The organism is Vagococcus xieshaowenii, assembly GCF_004792515.1.
GTDB classification, from domain to species: Bacteria; Bacillota; Bacilli; order Lactobacillales; family Vagococcaceae; genus Vagococcus_A; species Vagococcus_A xieshaowenii.
Window position 1 is genome coordinate 50,001 of the sequence record NZ_CP038865.1, and the last position, 17,576, is coordinate 67,576.

Here is a 17,576-nt window from a genome sequence, read left to right on the forward strand (position 1 = left end):
TGATACGTAACTGATTAAAGCTACGGTTAATGTGTTGTACAATATGAAAACGATCCGTGACAATTTCAGCACAAGGAAAAACTTTCTTGATTAGTTGCGCATAGCTACCATTCATATCCATGACTAAGTATTTAACGGATTTGCGTACTTTAAGAGAAAACTTCATGAAATAACTAGCCAACTTCTCCAATCGTCTGTCCTCTAAGAGGACAAACAGCTTATTCCTAACGCCGTCAACGCAAATAAAGCTCATAGAGCCTTCACATGATTTCATTGATTTAAATTCATCAATACATAGAATACTTGGTAGGTGATTGTAGTTAATTGTCCGTTGTTTAGCTAACTCTCTTTGTATACGTAACACAGTTACATCAGAAACAAAGTACCGTTCCGCAATATCTTTACGAGATACAATACGCTTTAATTCCATCATGATTTGATAGTTTAATTCACGGGAAATATGATGATTGCGTTCAACGATAGGTGTTGAGGCGATAAAAGTAGCACCACAGGTGTAACAACGAAATCTTGAACGATGCAGCTTTAGATACGTCAGTCTATTTCTAAAGGGCGGTAATTGTGTTTTGGTCGTTCTATATCCGTTTTTAACGATTTTTGAGCTATCTAGTTCACCACATTTTTCGCAGCAAGTCGGGCGATAGGTTAATACACCTTCAATAATATAAGCCAGAACATCTTTTTTCTTTCTACAGTCCTATTTTTGTATTTAATCATTAAATAGACGTTATTTCGTAGCTATCTTTTAACAAGTATTGTATTTAGTTGATTAATAAATGAGTGTTATATTAAATAATATTGATATATAAACAGGCTGAAATGCAAGAAAAATGAACTATTTCTTTATTCATAAAAGTCATGACCATGTGCAAATCTAGAACTAGAATTGTCCTCTCTATACCGTTAGTATATAAAATGAACAATATAACAGTTGTTATATTGTTCATTTTATATGTAGAAAAAAGTTAGGGGAGTTTAGAAATGCATTTTGCACACAAAAAAGAAGTTTATAGTTTTTTGATGGTCATTCTCTTGATTGTTAACAACATTCTACCAGTAGGAACTGTTGTGGCTGAAGAGCTATCTAAAGAGTTTTCAGTCGTAAACAATTTATCACTGATAGAACAAACGGATAATGAAGTAATTATTAAACTATCGGGGGAATCAGAAAATACTGAAGGAGAAGAAGTCACTCAAGAATTTAATCTCTCAGGTATTAAAGAAATAAAAGCAATCGATGAAGTTAATAAACCGATTGATAATGTCGAAATAATAGACAATAACAAAATGAAGTTACACTATACAACAGATAGACAAGAAGCTTTCTCGTTTGTTGTTAAAGCTACATACGATTCAAAAGAAGTACAGACAATTAGTTTATTAGATTCAACGGCTAAAGTAATTGAACGTGTTAATATACCAAAGAAAACAGTATCAACTACGATGAGTTCGTCACTAGCTGACTCTTCAGAAGAGAGTACTCAAGAAGATCAACAGGTAGCGTCAACTATTATTGAGGAAGATAAAGAATTAACTAGTACAACAACGAATGAATCAGTTCAAGAAACTGAAGAACAAACAGCTGATTCAATGACTGAATCAACGAAAGTAACAGAAATGCAGATGGAAGATACAATAAGTGAAGCAACAGAAGAAAGTCAGACAGAAACATCCACAGAAACGAAAAATGCTCATGTGAATGTTGAGAATAAAAAGAACATAAGAGCAACAGTGCTTAAGAAAAAATCGATTACAGAAAATTTAATTACTGACATCAAAATAACAGATTTAAAAGGTAATGAATTTACAGCAGAAAATCCAGCAGATATTGATAAAGAAATGAAAATTAGCATGGATTGGAATATTCCAGATGGCTTAGAGGTTAGTAAAGGTGATACCTATGAATTTAACTTACCTAATATCTTAAGATTAGCGGCAACATTAGGACCACTTCCATTAGAAGGTGATAATGGAACTTATGGGACATTTACGGTACAACCTAATGGACATGTTACAATGTTTTTTGATGAATTAGTTGAAGCTGATCGAGTAAGTGGAACGATGGAAGTTCAAACATGGTTCAATCAAACAGTTACGACAGAAAATGTTAAAACCTTGTATAAAATACCAATTGGTGAAGATGTACATGAAGTAATGGTTTACTTTAAACCTCAAAAAGGTAATGCTATCAATAAAGAGGGAGCAATTGATAGTCAATACAACGGTAAAGAAGCTACATGGACGGTAGACATCAACACAGAATTAACGCAATTAGTTAACCCTGTTATTAAAGACACCATCCCTAGTGGTATGAATTATGTGAAGGACTCTTTAGTCGTTTATGCATTAGATATAAAAGTTGATGGAAATAAAACACAGGGACAAGCTCTTGATAAGAGTAAATATTCCGTAACATTAGATAGTAAGAATAATCCACAAATTGTTTTTAATAATTTGTCAGAAGCAGAACAGTATCAAGCTTATCGATTGGTTTATCAAACAGCAATTGATTTAACTACTGATATTGAAGGATCTAAGTCGTTTAAAAATTCAGCACAATTAACTAACAACGGACAAACAAAATCAGCTACTTCGACTGTATCTACAACATACGGTAAAGAGCTAGATAAAAATAAAACCGGCTATGATGCATCAAAACAAACACTTGATTGGGAAATCAATTACAATTATGGTGGTAAAAAGATTGATAAAGAGAAAGCTGTGATTACCGATACTTGGACACCAGCTGGCAAGATGACATTAGAAAATTTTGCTATTTATCCTGTTACAATAAATGAAACAGGTAAAGCAACAGTCAGCCAAACACCTTTAAGTGAGAATTTATATACATTAAATAAAGCAACGGATGGCTTCACGGTAACATTCAAACAAGATGTTGTTGAAGCATACAAAATTAAATATAAAACTAAATTAACAGGAAATATAACGGCTAATGGGGCTGTTAATAATAATGTAACAACAGGAACTAAAAAGACAGATGGTAGTGAAGGTGTTTATAGTCAGCAAGGGGTAGTGAAACAAAAAACGGGTCATAATGTTACCAATAAAACTATTTCATGGGCAGCTACCTTGAATGGTAATGGCTATTTAATGGATAACTTAGTGATTACCGATACGTTTTCTGGAGACGGTCTTAGCCTTTTAGAAGGGACACTTGTATTGAAAGAAAAAGCTTCAGGAAAAACATTAGAGCGAAATAAAGATTATACATTATCAGTAACAGAACCAACACCGGGTCATCCAGGAGGATTTGTTCTTAGCTTTATTAATGATTATGCTTCAACGAATAAAATATTTTCTTTAAGCTATCAAACTCATTTTGAAAGAAATAGTCAAGCACCTTATGCGACATATAGTAATGCTATGAATATCAAATGGGCAGAAGGAAAAACGAACTATGAGAGTAACACGGGTAAAATTGATACAACACCTTCTAATTACTTGGCAACAAATGGTACAAAACTTGGAGAATATAATGCCATTGATAAAACGATTAAGTGGTCAATTTTCACTAACTATGCACGAGTTGATTTGAAAAATGGTTACAGTATCATCGACAAATTAGACGATTCTCAAGAATATGTCCCAGATTCATTAAGTGTTTTTCATTATAATATTGACGCAACAGGTCAAAAATTAACAAAAGGAACAGAAATTCCCAAAGAGGAGTATCACTTCGAATACACGAACAATACGCTAAACGTTGTATTTAATCGCGAGTATAAAAATCCTCAAGATACAACAATTGGGATTGAGTTCAAATCTAAATTTGTTAATGATATTGTTAATAGTAAAGAAATCATTAACAATGCTAAAGTATTGAATGATGATAAAGAAACATCTTTGGATAAAACAGTTACGGTAAAAGAAGATGGTTTATTTTTTGCTAATAAATCAGGTAAACAAAATGGTAATAACATTAGTTGGAAAATAGAATTAAACCCTACAGGCTCAAAAATAAATGATTATCAATTAGATGATGAGTTGGGTGAAGGAACGGTTCTATTAGCAGATAGTTTTAAACTATATAAAGCCTCTTTAGATGCAAAAGGAAAGATAACTAAAGGTGCATTGGTAACGGCTGAAGAAGCAAAAGACTTATACACACTAACAACTAACACAGAACAAAGTACCGGTAAACAATCATTTACCTTATTATTTAATGCTGAAATTAATGTGCCATATATTTTAGAATATGATACATATATTGATGTGAGTGGTTCAGCTGATATAGGAAATAAATATGCTGTCAAAGGCAATAATAACCAAGTGATTCAAGAACAAAGACAAACGGCTACTAGAGTTCAAATGTCAGGCGGAAGCGGGACAGGAACTGGCATACGTGGCGGTATTCAAATTAGAAAGCAAGATGATCATAAGAAAGTATTATCAGGTGCGCTATTTGAATTATGGAATAAAGATCAAAGCGTAAAATTACGTGAAGGATCTACAAGTGAAGAAGGTTTATTAGTATTTGGTGGCTTGCGCTCAGGGACTTATGTATTAAAAGAAGTGAAAGCACCTAATAATTTTGTGATTCCTTCAGAATATGCAAAAGGAAAGACCTTTGAATTAAACGTTGCAGAAAATGGTTTAGTTAAAGAATTTACGGTTAGTAATAGCTTAAGAAAAGTAGTTCTGCAAAAACAGGATGCTTCAGGTAAGTTAATTGATGGAGCTGTTTATGCAATATACGAACAAGGAACAGATAAAGTAGTAAAAGAAGCTGTGAAGGTAACGGATGGAAAAGTAACAGTAGAAGATTTACCAGAAGGCAACTATTATGTAAAAGAAATTGAAGCACCAACTGGTTATATTCGTAATGAGGCGAATAAAAATTTCCAAATCAAAGTGAATAATGATGGCACGCAAACAATTCCAACGGTAACGTTTAAAAATTACCAAGGGGCAGCAGAATTAATCAAAATGGATGCTAATGAAACCCCATTATCTGATGCCGTATTTTCTGTCTATCAAAAAGGAAATGAACAACCAGTAAAAACAGATTTAAAATCAAATGCAAACGGGAAAGTATCAGTAACCAATTTAGCGCCAGGCGAATATTATTTTAAAGAAACAAAAGCGCCAATTGGTTATGTATTAAATACAGAAGAAGTATCATTTGTTATTCCAGAATCAGTTGAAAAAGAAGGTCCTGTAACAATTTCTGCAGGTTCATTAACTAACTACCAAGCAGAGGTAACGTTTATTAAAGAATCTAAAGAAGGATCCGCATTATCAAAAGCAGAATTCGCTGTCTATCGTGAAGGAAATGATCTTGAACCTCTTAAAGAAGGATTAGTGTCAGATGAAGCAGGTAAAGTGATTGTTTCAGGCTTAGCGCCAGGCGAATACTACTTCAAAGAAACAAAAGCGCCAGCCGGTTATTTATTAAATACGAATAAATTAAGCTTTAAGGTAGAAGACTCTGCCAAAGGTAAACCTGCAACGATTAAACTAGATACATTTAAAAATTATCAAGCGACTATCGTTGTTAATAAAACAGATAAAGACGGGAAAAAATTAGCGAATGCGACATTCAACCTGTTTAAAGACAAAGACACATTAGTAAAAGAAAACATCGTTTCTAATGAAGACGGCCAAATTATTATGGAACAATTAGCGCCAGGTCAGTATTCATTAGTTGAAACAAAAGCACCAGCCGGTTATGTATTACTAACAACACCCTTAATATTTGAAGTTAGTGACAAAGCCGCCGGTGAACCAGAAGTTGTAACGTTAAGTGATACGATTAAGAACTATCAAGGAAGTGCCGAATTAGTCAAAACTAATGCCGCCGGTGAACCGTTAGCCGAAGCCGTATTTGATGTTTACACTAAAGAGGGCAAACCCACAACAACGAACGTAGTCTCTGATAAAGACGGCAAAGTAAGGGTTCAACATCTTGCCCCAGGCGAGTATTACTTCCAAGAAGTCAAAGCGCCAGCCGGTTACATTCGTAACACAGATAAAGTAGCGTTCACAATTGTCTCAAGCGATGCCCAAGAACCGGCGGTTGTATCTGTTGGAGAAATGAAAAACTACAAAGGATCTGCGGAATTAACGAAAGTTAATGAAAAAGGCGAAGCACTTGTAGGAGCAGAATTCGCTGTATACAATGAAAATGACAAAGAAACAGCCGTTCAAATGAACTTAGTTTCTGACCAAGAGGGGAACGTAGTCGTAAAAGATTTAGCCCCAGGTCATTATTATTTCCAAGAAACAAAAGCCCCAGAACACTATTTATTAAATACTGAAAAAGTACCTTTTGAAATTGAAGAAAGTACCGCCGGTCAACCAGCGGTCGTTAAAGTGGCTAACTTGATTAACTATCAAGGAAATGTCAGCTTTAAGAAAATCAATGAACAAGGTCAAGGCTTAGAAAAAGCAGTCTTCAGTTTATTTGATTCAAACGAGCAATTAGTGGCAGAAAATGTTTCATCTAATGAAGAAGGTCTCGTGAGCGTATCCGATTTAGCGCCAGGCGAATACTACTTCCAAGAAACAAAAGCGCCAGCCGGTTATTTATTAAATACGAATAAATTAAGCTTTAAGGTAGAAGACTCTGCCAAAGGTAAACCCGCAACGATTAAACTAGATACATTTAAAAATTATCAAGCGACTATCGTTGTTAATAAAACAGATAAAGACGGGAAAAAATTAGCGAATGCGACATTCAACCTGTTTAAAGACAAAGACACATTAGTAAAAGAAAACATCGTTTCTAATGAAGACGGCCAAATTATTATGGAACAATTAGCGCCAGGTCAGTATTCATTAGTTGAAACAAAAGCACCAGCCGGTTATGTATTACTAACAACACCCTTAACATTTGAAGTTAGTGACAAAGCCGCCGGTGAACCAGAAGTTGTAACGTTAAGTGATGCGATTAAGAACTACCAAGGAAGTGCCGAATTAGTCAAAACTAATGCCGCCGGTGAACCGTTAGCCAAAGCCATATTTGATGTTTACACTAAAGAGGGCAAACCCGCAACAACGAACGTAGTCTCTGATAAAGACGGCAAAGTAAGGGTTCAACATCTTGCCCCAGGCGAGTATTACTTCCAAGAAGTCAAAGCGCCAGCCGGTTACATTCGTAACACAGATAAAGTAGCGTTCACAATTGTCTCAAGCGATGCCCAAGAACCGGCGGTTGTATCTGTTGGAGAAATGAAAAACTACAAAGGATCTGCGGAATTAACGAAAGTTAATGAAAAAGGCGAAGCACTTGTAGGAGCAGAATTCGCTGTATACAATGAAAATGACAAAGAAACAGCCGTTCAAATGAACTTAGTTTCTGACCAAGAGGGGAACGTAGTCGTAAAAGATTTAGCCCCAGGTCATTATTATTTCCAAGAAACAAAAGCCCCAGAACACTATTTATTAAATACTGAAAAAGTACCTTTTGAAATTGAAGAAAGTACCGCCGGTCAACCAGCGGTCGTTAAAGTGGCTAACTTGATTAACTATCAAGGAAATGTCAGCTTTAAGAAAATCAATGAACAAGGTCAAGGCTTAGAAAAAGCAGTCTTCAGTTTATTTGATTCAAACGAGCAATTAGTGGCAGAAAATGTTTCATCTAATGAAGAAGGTCTCGTGAGCGTATCCGATTTAGCGCCAGGCGAATACTACTTCCAAGAAACAAAAGCGCCAGCCGGTTATCTATTAAATAGTGAGGTTATATCATTTAATATTCCGTCAGAAGCTGAAGGGAAACCAGCAGTCATTGAATTGGAAGATTACAAAAACTATCAAGGTGAAGTAACTTTTACCAAAATAGACAAACAAGGTCAACCATTAACTGGTGCTAAATTTGCCCTTCTAGATGAAGAAGGAACGATTGTACAAGAAGAAGTAGTGAGCAATGAAGATGGCAAAGTTTCTGTTGAACATCTTGCGCCAGGTAAATATTTGTTCAAAGAAACAGAAGCCCCAGCAGGCTACTTATTAAACGAAGAAGAATTATCTTTTGAAGTGACAAGTGTTTCTAAAGGTCAACCAGCAACCATAACGTTAGATTCATTTATTAACTATCAAGGAACTGCATCGTTAACGAAGGTTGATTCAGAAGGTCAAGCTTTAGCAGGAGCTGAATTCCAAGTAGTTAATGAGCAATCAGAAATAGTAATAGAAAAATTAGTTTCTGATGAAGAAGGAAACGTTGTTGCTGAGAATTTAATTCCTGGTAACTATCAATTTATCGAAGTTCAATCCCCAACAGGCTACATTACGAATAGCACACCAATGCCATTTGCTATCGTAGATAAGGCCCAAGGTGAACCAGCCGTTGTGTTAAGTGGCGAATTAGTAAATTATAGAGGAAGTGTTCAAATCAATAAAACAAATGCTGATGCTGAGGCATTAAACAATGCGGTATTTGATCTTTATGAGATGACAGCACAAGGTGAGCTTGCTTCAACTGCTGTTGCAACAAATGTAACAACTGATGAACAAGGACAAGCACAAGTAGATAATTTAGCACCAGGTATGTATGCCTTTGTTGAAACACAAGCGCCAACTGGTTACATACGAAATACTGATATCGTGAAGGTTGAAGTGAAAGATGTGTCAGAAGGAGAGCCAACCCTTGTTTCAAGTAATGCGTTGATTAATTATCAAGGAAGAGCCAAATTAATGAAGACAGATGGAATGGGCAATCCACTAGCTGGCGCACGTTTTAGTTTATATAGCGTGAGTGAGTTAGGATTGATTGAACCAACCCCATTAAGAACAGATCTAGTATCTAATAACGCTGGAGAAGTATTAGTAGCTAATTTAGCCCCTGGTAATTATCGATTAATAGAAACAGAAGCACCGAAAGGATTTATGTTAGATGACACACCGATGCCGTTTACGATTTCATCAGTAGCATCAGGTGAACCTGAAGAAGTATTGATTGGAATGTTTAAAAATCAAGCGGTCATACCTGTTAATGAAGAAGTCAAAGGTAGACCGATGGCTTCTAAAAAATCTGTGATGGATGATCAAGTAGTTAATGGTGAAATGACAACAGAAGACGAAATGATTTCGTCTAAAGTGATAATAGAAGATAGTGTCACACCATTAAATTCATTCACAAGTTTCCATAATCAATTAGTACCTGAATTAAAAGGCATTGATTATACAAAATCTTTACCTAAAACAAATGAACGTTCTATGAACGCCTTAATTGTATTAGGTTTGGGAGTTATCGCTATTACAAGTGGCGTATCAATCTATCGTTATAAACGATAGATTGATTCACCACTCAGTGGTGAACAAGATACAAATAAAAAACCATAAGGGATTTTCTTAAATGAAAAGAATTCCCTTATGGTTTTTTTATGAATCTTCAAGCATAACTTTGGTAACGTGTGGATGATCCGCAAGGTGGTCGATAATATCAATGGCTTTAATATTTGGCGCACATTCGAGCTCTAATAGTAATTTGTAGACCTTTTGATGATCTTCTTGGCAAATATGATAGTTAACATTTCTAATTTCAATATTTTCTTTTTTTAGAAACGCAACGAGTTCATGTTTAACGGTGTCATCACCGGTATAATCAATTTCCAATATTTTTAATACGGGCACTCTGATGATACGTTCTAATACGGTTAAAACCAAAATAACAGCCATAAAGCCAATTAATGTGATAGCATAAAAACCTTCACCGGCAGCAATGCCTAAGCAAGCCACAGCCCATATTGAAGCAGCAGTGGTCAGTCCTTTGACGGATGTTTTATTTACCATAATTGTACCAGCACCTAGAAAACCAATACCACTAATTACCTGAGCAGTTAGTCGACCTTGGTTAAGGCTAAGAGAACCACTTAGACTGGGATTATTTTTGATATAGTCCACAGTTTCAAGGGCAATTTGTTCTTGGATAAGTGCAACGACACAAGCCCCAACTGCCACAAGGATATGTGTTCGCACGCCAGCCGGTCGATTTTTATATTCACGATCAAACCCGATGATTCCTGATAAAATAATAGCTAATAATAATCGTTTAGTAATTTCCAAATAATCCATAGTGACAAGCATTTTTTTGATCCTCTCTTAATTAATAGATGTAGTTATTATAACATCATAAAAAATAAAAAAACCAATTTAAGGTTCTAAAAAGAGCGCAACTATAATAGTTGCGCTCTTTTTAAAGGGTATTAAATAATCAAATGTAATGTTTAAGCGCACCAATAAATGCCTCTTCTGTTGAGACAACTAATCCGTTTAATTTAATCAATCCGATAGTGTAAAGATTCGCATAAGGGAATTGTGATTCTGCTACTTCTTGTAAGGCGGTGATTTTTTCTTGATTATCCGCCCCTTGTTGTCGGCTATCTGAAAATAAACCAATAATAGGAATGCCTGCTTGATAAGCAACGCCAATTTCTGAGGCAACGCCGACGTCAATGGTGGCACCGTCAAGTACGGCAATCATCACGTTACTTTTTAGTAACGCATCAGTGTCGTATTGGGCAATTTTCTTAGAATCAGCATATTGGCTTTTATCATTAATATCTCCTTGTTCTTGAGGCACATAGAAAGCTACGTCAGGATAATGTTGGCGTAATTGTTTAACTAAATAGTCATTGTATTGTCGCTCCATATTTGAAAAAAGGGGTGCTGCGTAATAAACAGATGTCGTCATAATATTTCACTCCTATTAAATTTTAGTATCATTTACTATTAAGCTACACCATTTCGTAATATATTGTAAAGTGTTTGTTACATTAAAACATCTAAATACTAGTATAATAGAGAGTACGAATAACACGTATGATAATGAAAGGTGTTGTATTATTTGAAGATTAAGAAAGTTACACTTGCGATTACGCTGATGTCATTATTGACAAGTAGTTTTTCTTTTACAGTGAATGCTGATACTATTTCAGACATTAAACAACAAGAAGAAGCAGCGCAAAGTAAAGCAGAACAGATTGATAACGATATTAATCAAACGCTAGCAGAAGTGAACGAGAAATATACGCTTTTAGCTAATTTAGATAAAAAAATTAAAAAGTCAGAAGCAACCATTAAAGAAACAGAAGTAAGCATTGAAAAAACAAAGGTTACGATTGAAAAACGTAAAGATACTGCAGCTAAACGTTTTCAAACGATGCAATTAAATGGTAGCCAATTAGATTCTTTTGGTGCTATTTTATCGGCTTCAAACGTTTCAGACTTTTTATCACGATTATATGCAATATCGGTGATTCAAGGGGCTGAAAATTCTAAAGTATCGGCTTTAATTTCTGAGCAAGAAAAATTAGAAAGTTTAGAAAAAACCTTAGCAGATACGCAGACAGAATTACAAGAGCAACAAGCTTCTGTGAAAACAGAAAAACAAGAATTGGATCAAAAGGTTTCAAGCTTACAAGCAACCTATGAAGAAAATAAAGAGTTGTTGACACAATTAGCAACAAAACGCGCAGCAGCTGAAGCTGTCAAAAAAGCGGAAGAAGAAGCCGCTAAAAAAGCAGCTGCCGAAGCAAAAGCTAAAGAAGAAGCAAAAAAAGCAGCAGCTAAGCAAGCCGAAGCAGAGGTCGCTAAAAAATCAACTGAAAGTAGTCGTGTCACTGAATCACAAAGCACGTCATCACAAGCGTCTAGTTCAGAGTCATCAAATGTTACAACGCAAGCGCCAAAAGAGCCAAGCAGTGACAAAGAGACATCAAATACGACAGACACCGCACCACAACAAGAATCATCAAAAGAACCAGAAGTATCAAAACCAGAACCTCAACCTGATCCAGAACCTCAACCAGAACCAGAAAAACCATCTGTTTCTCAAGGGATTGCTGGACAAGCAACCGCGTATTTGGCAACGGGTAATTTAACAGCAACAGGAACAGTACCAACTCCTGGTAGAACCATTGCAGTTGATCCAAGTACGATTCCATTAGGCTCACTGGTTCAAATCACTGTGCCAAGTATGCCGCAATATAATGGAGTTTACCGAGCTGAAGATACAGGTGGCGCTGTTCACGGGAATATTATTGATATCTTCTTCTCAAATGAGGCGGATGCCATTCATTTTGGACGTCGCGCTATTTATTTCACGGTTATGTAAGACATGATGGTGTGATAAAATCGTTTATTTTCAAGAATTAAGGAGCCATGACAAACTTTTGTCATGGCTCCTTTTTAATTTGACAGGTTGCTAAGTAATCGATAGACTGAAGATAATATGTATAAAAAGGAGATTAAATGATGATTAGACGAGCAACGTTATCGGATAGGGACCAAATCATTCCCTTGATTATGGTAATATTAAAAGATATGGAACTTCCTTTTTTAGATAAATATGGGGAACAAACGACGATCGAATTGTTGAAAAAAGGATTTGAAACGCAAGATTATCGTTATAGTTATCATCGCGCGATAGTCGCTGAAGAAGACAAAGAAGTCGTTGGGGTTGCTTTTGGTTACCGTGATATAGAAGAAAACTGTATTGATCGTCCGTTAGAAGCCTTTTTTGAAGCCTTTGGAATTGAATCTGAGGATAAATTATTTGTTGACTCTGAAGTAGGAAAGAATGAGTGGTATTTAGATACTATTTCTGTCAGAGATGATCAACGTGGTAAAGGGATTGGTTCCCAGCTGCTAGCCGCGTTACCTGATTTTTGTGATTATCCGGTGATTGGCTTGAATGTTGATTTACAAAATCCAAAAGCTGAAAAATTATATGAAAAAATGGGATTTAAAACTGTGGGTGAGATGACATTAAGTGGTCATTTATACCATCATATGCAAAAAAAGATTGGAACTAAGACAAATTAATGTCTTAGTTCCAATCTTTTTTGATAAAGGCATCCGCAGTATTAGTAGCTAATAATCATTTCATCTTCTTCGTTGATGACGCCTTTGATTTCAATCATCAATTTATGGGGTAAACAAATACTAACTTGTCCGGGCTTTTCAATCCAGCCAGTTTTAACGGCTATTTGATCTGGGCTATTGTCTTCACGTACACGAATACGTGTACCGTCTACTTCTATAATATTATATTGTTTATCAGTTGGATGATAAGTCTTCTCCTGATGAGGTGTATCTTTTGATAAGGTAAAGCGATCGACTTCCTTGCCGTTAATAGTAATAATGGCTTCAGTTTGTCCGTCTGTATAATCTTTGTCGTTCGTTGTATAAGCAAAGACCACCATTGGGACAAAAGACAGAATAATTAATAGTCCGATTATAATTCCATCCATGTAACGATATTGTTTTTTTAATTCATTCCATAGTGACATGTTGTTTCCTCCTTTGTCCCAATACTTATTTATTTATTATACCTCAAAATCCACAAAAAAATAATGAAAGATGGAAAATGTTAATTAAAGTTTGTGAAAAAACAGTCAAGCATATTCATTTACATTCCTTTTTTTCTATTTTATCATGGCAAATGATATGGTTAAAAAGGAAGGAAGCGTTGTATGAATTATCAAGTATTGTTGTACTACCAATATGTTACAATTGAAAACCCAGAAGAATTTGCAAAGCAACATTTAGAGTTATGTAAATCATTAAATTTAAAAGGTCGTATTTTGGTCGCAGGTGAAGGAATTAACGGAACAGTCTCTGGTTTAGTGGCTGATACTGAGAAGTATATGGAATTAATGCATGCAGATCCTCGCTTTAAAGAAACGTTATTTAAAGTTGATCCAGCCGAACAACATGCATTCAAAAAAATGCACGTTCGTCCTCGTGAAGAAATCGTTTCATTAAAACTTGAAGACGATGTGAACCCCCATGAATTAACAGGGGCATATTTATCTCCTCAAGAATTCCGTGAGGCTATTTTAGATGAGAATACGGTTGTTATTGATGCACGAAATGATTATGAATATGATTTAGGTCATTTCCGTGGTGCTGTTCGTCCGGATATTCGTAACTTTAGAGACTTACCTCAATGGATTCGTGATAACAAAGAACAATTCATGGATAAACGTGTGGTAACGTATTGTACAGGTGGTATTCGTTGTGAGAAATTCTCAGGTTGGTTAGTTCGCGAAGGATTCAAAGATGTTGGTCAATTAAAAGATGGTATTGTGACATATGGTCGTGATCCAGAAGTTCAAGGTGATTTATGGGATGGCGCGATGTACGTGTTTGATGAGCGTATTTCGGTACCAGTTAACCGTGTAAGTCCAACCATTATCGCAAAAGATTGGTTCGACGGAGAGCCATGTGAGCGCTACGTGAACTGCGCAAATCCAGCATGTAACCGCCAAATCATTACATCAGAAGAAAATGAAGATAAATACGTACGTGGTTGTTGTGAAGAGTGTCGTAACCACCCACGTAACCGTTACGTAAAAGAAAATAACTTAACAACTGAAGAATGGGCAGCTCGCTTAGCAGCAATCGGCGAAAGCTTACGTCCTGAAACAGTCGCTTAATTTTAAAACAATCAAAAAAGCATTCGATCGTGTCGATTAGGACGATTGAATGCTTTTTTGCGAGAGAAAATAACAATAAACAGTTTTTGTTTCTTATGAAGCGATCAGAAGGCGAAATAAAAAGAGGCAATCTTTCATCAAATAAGTCTAAACAGAACAAATGTTTGACATTTACTCAGATTACACGTAAAATTATTTGTCACGAATGAACTAGGAGGAGTTTTAATTTGAAAAATAACGAATGGCAACTAGAACAAGATTACTTAGATTTTGTTTATGGAAAACTGTTGGAAACTCAAAAACAAGTTATATCAGAATCAGATGAAACAAACGAAAATTCAAAAGATTTCATTAAACGTTTATCAGATGACTTACGTTTTAATAACGACTCTGTTGCAGATAATTTTGAATCATTAATTGAAGTTGAACAAAAAAATCAAGAATTGGCTCAACTTAACTATAAACGTGGTTGGTTAGAACGACAAAAAAATAATATTGCGCAATTATTAGAAGTACCTTACTTTGCGAAGTTAGACGTCCAGTATCCAGAAGAAACGGAAGTAGAACAGTTTTATATTGGAGTGGCGGGCTTCACAGATGAGGAGCACGAACAATATATTTATGATTGGCGTTCACCGATTGCAAATTTATATTATGCTAATAATATAGGAACTACTAGTTATGAAGCACCCATGGGAGAAGTAGCAGTAGATTTAAAAAATCGTCGTCAGATGAAAGTAGAACGTAATAAATTAATTGATTTCTTCGATACGACTACCGCGATTGAAGACCCGATGTTATTACAAGTGTTAAATGAAGAATCAAGTGCAAAGCTACAAGATATTACCAGTACGATTCAAAAGGAACAAAATGAAATCATTCGTGATACAAAGAGTGATGTCTTATTAGTCGAAGGAATTGCCGGAAGTGGGAAAACTTCGACCATCTTACAACGTATCGCCTTTTTACTTTATCGTTTCCGTGATGATTTATTACCGGAGCAAGTGTTATTATTATCACCAAACCCAATGTTTAGTAAGTATATTGAAGAAGTTTTACCAAGTTTAGGTGAGAAAAACCCACGCCAGATGACGTATCGTGATTTAATCAAAAATCAAGGACGTACATTAAATATTGAAAATATGGAAGAACAACTACAAAGCCATAAACGTACCAATAGTCTAGAAAACATGAAAAAGATCGAAGCACATGTGGCGGCTTTATCAGTTGAAGATTTGGTGTTCAAAGATTTAATGCGTGAAAATGATGTAGTTTTATCTAAACGTTGGATGAAAGAAATGTTGATGGCATTGCCAGAAGAAACTGCTATGTATCGTAAACTGGAATACTTACGTGAACAACTAAGTGAGTACGTACAAACATATATCGCAGAAGAAAGTCGTAAACCTTACTGGCGTGATGAAGTCCAAAATATGTCTAATGAAGAATACAAAATGTTATTCCCTAAAGGTATGAAAGGGAATGAAGATGATAATATAGAAAAAATTGCGTTTAAAGTGTTAACCAAACGTTTCCAAAAAGTCCGTGGTCGTATTAATCGTTATGAATGGTTAGATGTTGAATCGCATTATGAACGTGCAACGGGTGAGTTTTTAGAAGCGCCGTTATCACTTGATCAAGCCACAGAGTATGCGTATTTAAGCCACTTATTGTTACGTAAACGAGATGAGCGTCGTGTGAAATATATGATCATTGATGAAGTCCAAGATTATAGTGAAGCCCAACTGTATTATTTATCACAATTGTTCCATCAAGCGAACTTTACTTTGGTAGGGGATGGGTTACAGTCAATTTTCCGTCAAGGAACACAATTCAATCGGATTCAAGAAATTTTTGAAGCAACGGGTCATAATGTGACATTACGTGAGCTAAAAAAATCTTACCGTTCAAGTGGTCCAATTAGTCACTTTATGAAGCATTTAGCAGGTGGAGAGGCAAGTGGGATTGAAGTAATCGATCGTCCAGGGAAAGAGCCTGTTCAACAAGGATTTGAAAATGAAGCAGCTTACATAGCGTATTTAGATGAGATGGTGGCTAGCCGTCAAGCAAATTATCGTCAAGTTATCTTGACCAAAGACAGTGAAGAAGCTATTAAATTATCGCGAGCGTTAGCTGATAAAAATGAAAGTCGTTTAGTGGCTGATGGTGAAAGCATGAGTTTTTCTACTAAAACATTAATTATGCCCGTTCATTTGGCTAAAGGCTTAGAGTTTGACCGTGTCATTGTTCATGATGTGTCAGCGACACATTATCAGACACAACGTGACTTAAATATTTTATACACAGCAAGCTCTCGTGCAATGCATGAATTGTACTTACCATATATTAAAGAGCCCTCAACATTCCTTGTGTAGAATTATTTTTAAGTTGAAGCGAAATAGGGTATAATGGTTAGGAAAGCCTTGTTAAAGAAGGAGGTTCTATTAATGAAAAAGATTCTAGTAGTCGATGATGAAAAACCGATTTCGGATATTGTGAAGTTTAATTTAACAAAAGAAGGATATGAGGTTTACACCGCTTACGATGGAGAAGAAGCTCTTGAGCGTGTAGAAGAAGTTGAGCCAGATTTAATCTTGCTTGATTTAATGCTACCCAAAAAAGATGGGCTAGAAGTATGCCGTGAAGTACGTAAAAATCATGACATGCCAATCATTATGGTAACAGCAAAAGATTCAGAAATTGATAAGGTCTTGGGGTTAGAACTAGGAGCGGATGATTATGTGACAAAGCCGTTTTCTAATCGTGAATTAGCTGCGCGTGTGAAGGCCAATCTACGTCGTCAAGGTACAACAAGTGCTAAGGAAGAAGAAGACGAATCCAATGAATTAGAAATTGGTGATTTAACCATCCATCCAGAAGCATACATGGTGTCTAAACGTGGTGAAAAAATTGAATTAACACATCGTGAATTCGAATTACTACATTATTTGGCTAAACATATTGGTCAAGTGATGACCCGTGAGCACTTGTTACAAACAGTATGGGGTTATGATTACTTTGGTGACGTTCGTACAGTTGATGTAACGGTTCGTCGTTTACGTGAAAAAATTGAAGATAGTCCCAGTCATCCAACGTGGTTAATTACACGTCGAGGCGTCGGCTATTATTTAAGAAATCCAGAACAAGACTAGGAGT

General features: G+C 35.7%; 10 protein-coding genes (1 of these 10 only partly in view). 6 read left to right on the forward strand and 4 right to left on the reverse strand.

The annotated features are described in order from the left end of the window. Nucleotides 1-691: the 5' portion of an ISL3 family transposase gene (locus tag E4Z98_RS00255; protein WP_135961146.1), read on the reverse strand. 506 nt of this gene lie to the left of the window's left edge; 691 of the gene's 1,197 nt are visible here — the first part of the coding sequence; the start codon lies at nt 689-691; the stop codon falls past the left edge of the window. Between the two features lie 308 nt (nt 692-999). Between E4Z98_RS00255 and E4Z98_RS00260 the strand changes: the two genes are divergently transcribed. Further along, nucleotides 1,000-9,273: a SpaA isopeptide-forming pilin-related protein gene (locus E4Z98_RS00260; RefSeq protein ID WP_135961147.1), complete on the forward strand. Its 8,274-nt coding sequence runs from the start codon at nt 1,000-1,002 to the stop codon at nt 9,271-9,273. An 87-nt stretch (nt 9,274-9,360) separates the two neighbouring features. On the opposite strand, the gene E4Z98_RS00265 is transcribed toward E4Z98_RS00260, so the two are convergent. Together E4Z98_RS00265 and E4Z98_RS00270 are read right to left on the reverse strand one after the other, a co-directional pair. After that, entirely contained in the window at nt 9,361-10,065 is a 705-nt protein-coding gene (locus E4Z98_RS00265) for an MgtC/SapB family protein (RefSeq protein ID WP_135255139.1), read from the reverse strand. A gap of 127 nt (nt 10,066-10,192) precedes the next feature. Then, complete coding sequence (locus E4Z98_RS00270) at nt 10,193-10,672, reverse strand: nucleoside 2-deoxyribosyltransferase (RefSeq protein ID WP_135255138.1); 480 nt, start codon at nt 10,670-10,672, stop codon at nt 10,193-10,195. Nucleotides 10,673-10,825: 153 nt separating this feature from the next. Here E4Z98_RS00270 and E4Z98_RS00275 point away from each other — a divergent pair, with 153 nt between their 5' ends. Both E4Z98_RS00275 and E4Z98_RS00280 read left to right on the forward strand, forming a co-directional pair. Beyond that, on the forward strand, nt 10,826-12,094 hold the full coding sequence (locus E4Z98_RS00275; protein WP_135255137.1) for a 3D domain-containing protein: 1,269 nt from the start codon (nt 10,826-10,828) through the stop codon (nt 12,092-12,094). A gap of 140 nt (nt 12,095-12,234) precedes the next feature. Continuing rightward, a complete protein-coding gene (locus tag E4Z98_RS00280) occupies nt 12,235-12,804 on the forward strand; it encodes a GNAT family N-acetyltransferase (RefSeq protein WP_135255148.1) in 570 nt (189 codons plus the stop codon). A gap of 41 nt (nt 12,805-12,845) precedes the next feature. On the opposite strand, the gene E4Z98_RS00285 is transcribed toward E4Z98_RS00280, so the two are convergent. Continuing rightward, nucleotides 12,846-13,271 (reverse strand): NusG domain II-containing protein, encoded by a 426-nt coding sequence (locus tag E4Z98_RS00285; RefSeq protein ID WP_135255136.1) that lies wholly within the window; start codon nt 13,269-13,271, stop codon nt 12,846-12,848. A gap of 183 nt (nt 13,272-13,454) precedes the next feature. Between E4Z98_RS00285 and trhO the strand changes: the two genes are divergently transcribed. The 3 genes from trhO to yycF all read left to right on the forward strand — a co-directional run bounded on the left by trhO (nt 13,455) and on the right by yycF (nt 17,572). Next, nucleotides 13,455-14,420, forward strand: a complete 966-nt coding sequence (gene trhO, locus E4Z98_RS00290) for an oxygen-dependent tRNA uridine(34) hydroxylase TrhO (RefSeq protein WP_135255135.1) — start codon at nt 13,455-13,457, stop codon at nt 14,418-14,420. A gap of 227 nt (nt 14,421-14,647) precedes the next feature. After that, nucleotides 14,648-16,795: a HelD family protein gene (locus tag E4Z98_RS00295; protein ID WP_135255134.1), complete on the forward strand. Its 2,148-nt coding sequence runs from the start codon at nt 14,648-14,650 to the stop codon at nt 16,793-16,795. A 72-nt stretch (nt 16,796-16,867) separates the two neighbouring features. After that, the gene (yycF, locus tag E4Z98_RS00300; RefSeq protein WP_135255133.1) at nt 16,868-17,572 is read left to right on the forward strand and encodes a response regulator YycF; all 705 of its coding nucleotides are present in this window, start codon (nt 16,868-16,870) and stop codon (nt 17,570-17,572) included. Nucleotides 17,573-17,576: the final 4 nt, after the last annotated feature.

Bases quoted from the DNA above. Each gene is read 5' to 3' on its own strand.
- E4Z98_RS00265 (WP_135255139.1), bottom strand. From the start codon at position 10,065: ATGCTTGTCACTATGGATTATTTGGAAATTACTAAACGATTATTATTA.
- trhO (WP_135255135.1), top strand. From the start codon at position 13,455: ATGAATTATCAAGTATTGTTGTACTACCAATATGTTACAATTGAAAAC.
- E4Z98_RS00280 (WP_135255148.1), top strand. From the start codon at position 12,235: ATGATTAGACGAGCAACGTTATCGGATAGGGACCAAATCATTCCCTTG.
- yycF (WP_135255133.1), top strand. From the start codon at position 16,868: ATGAAAAAGATTCTAGTAGTCGATGATGAAAAACCGATTTCGGATATT.
- E4Z98_RS00270 (WP_135255138.1), bottom strand. From the start codon at position 10,672: ATGACGACATCTGTTTATTACGCAGCACCCCTTTTTTCAAATATGGAG.
- E4Z98_RS00285 (WP_135255136.1), bottom strand. From the start codon at position 13,271: ATGTCACTATGGAATGAATTAAAAAAACAATATCGTTACATGGATGGA.
- E4Z98_RS00260 (WP_135961147.1), top strand. From the start codon at position 1,000: ATGCATTTTGCACACAAAAAAGAAGTTTATAGTTTTTTGATGGTCATT.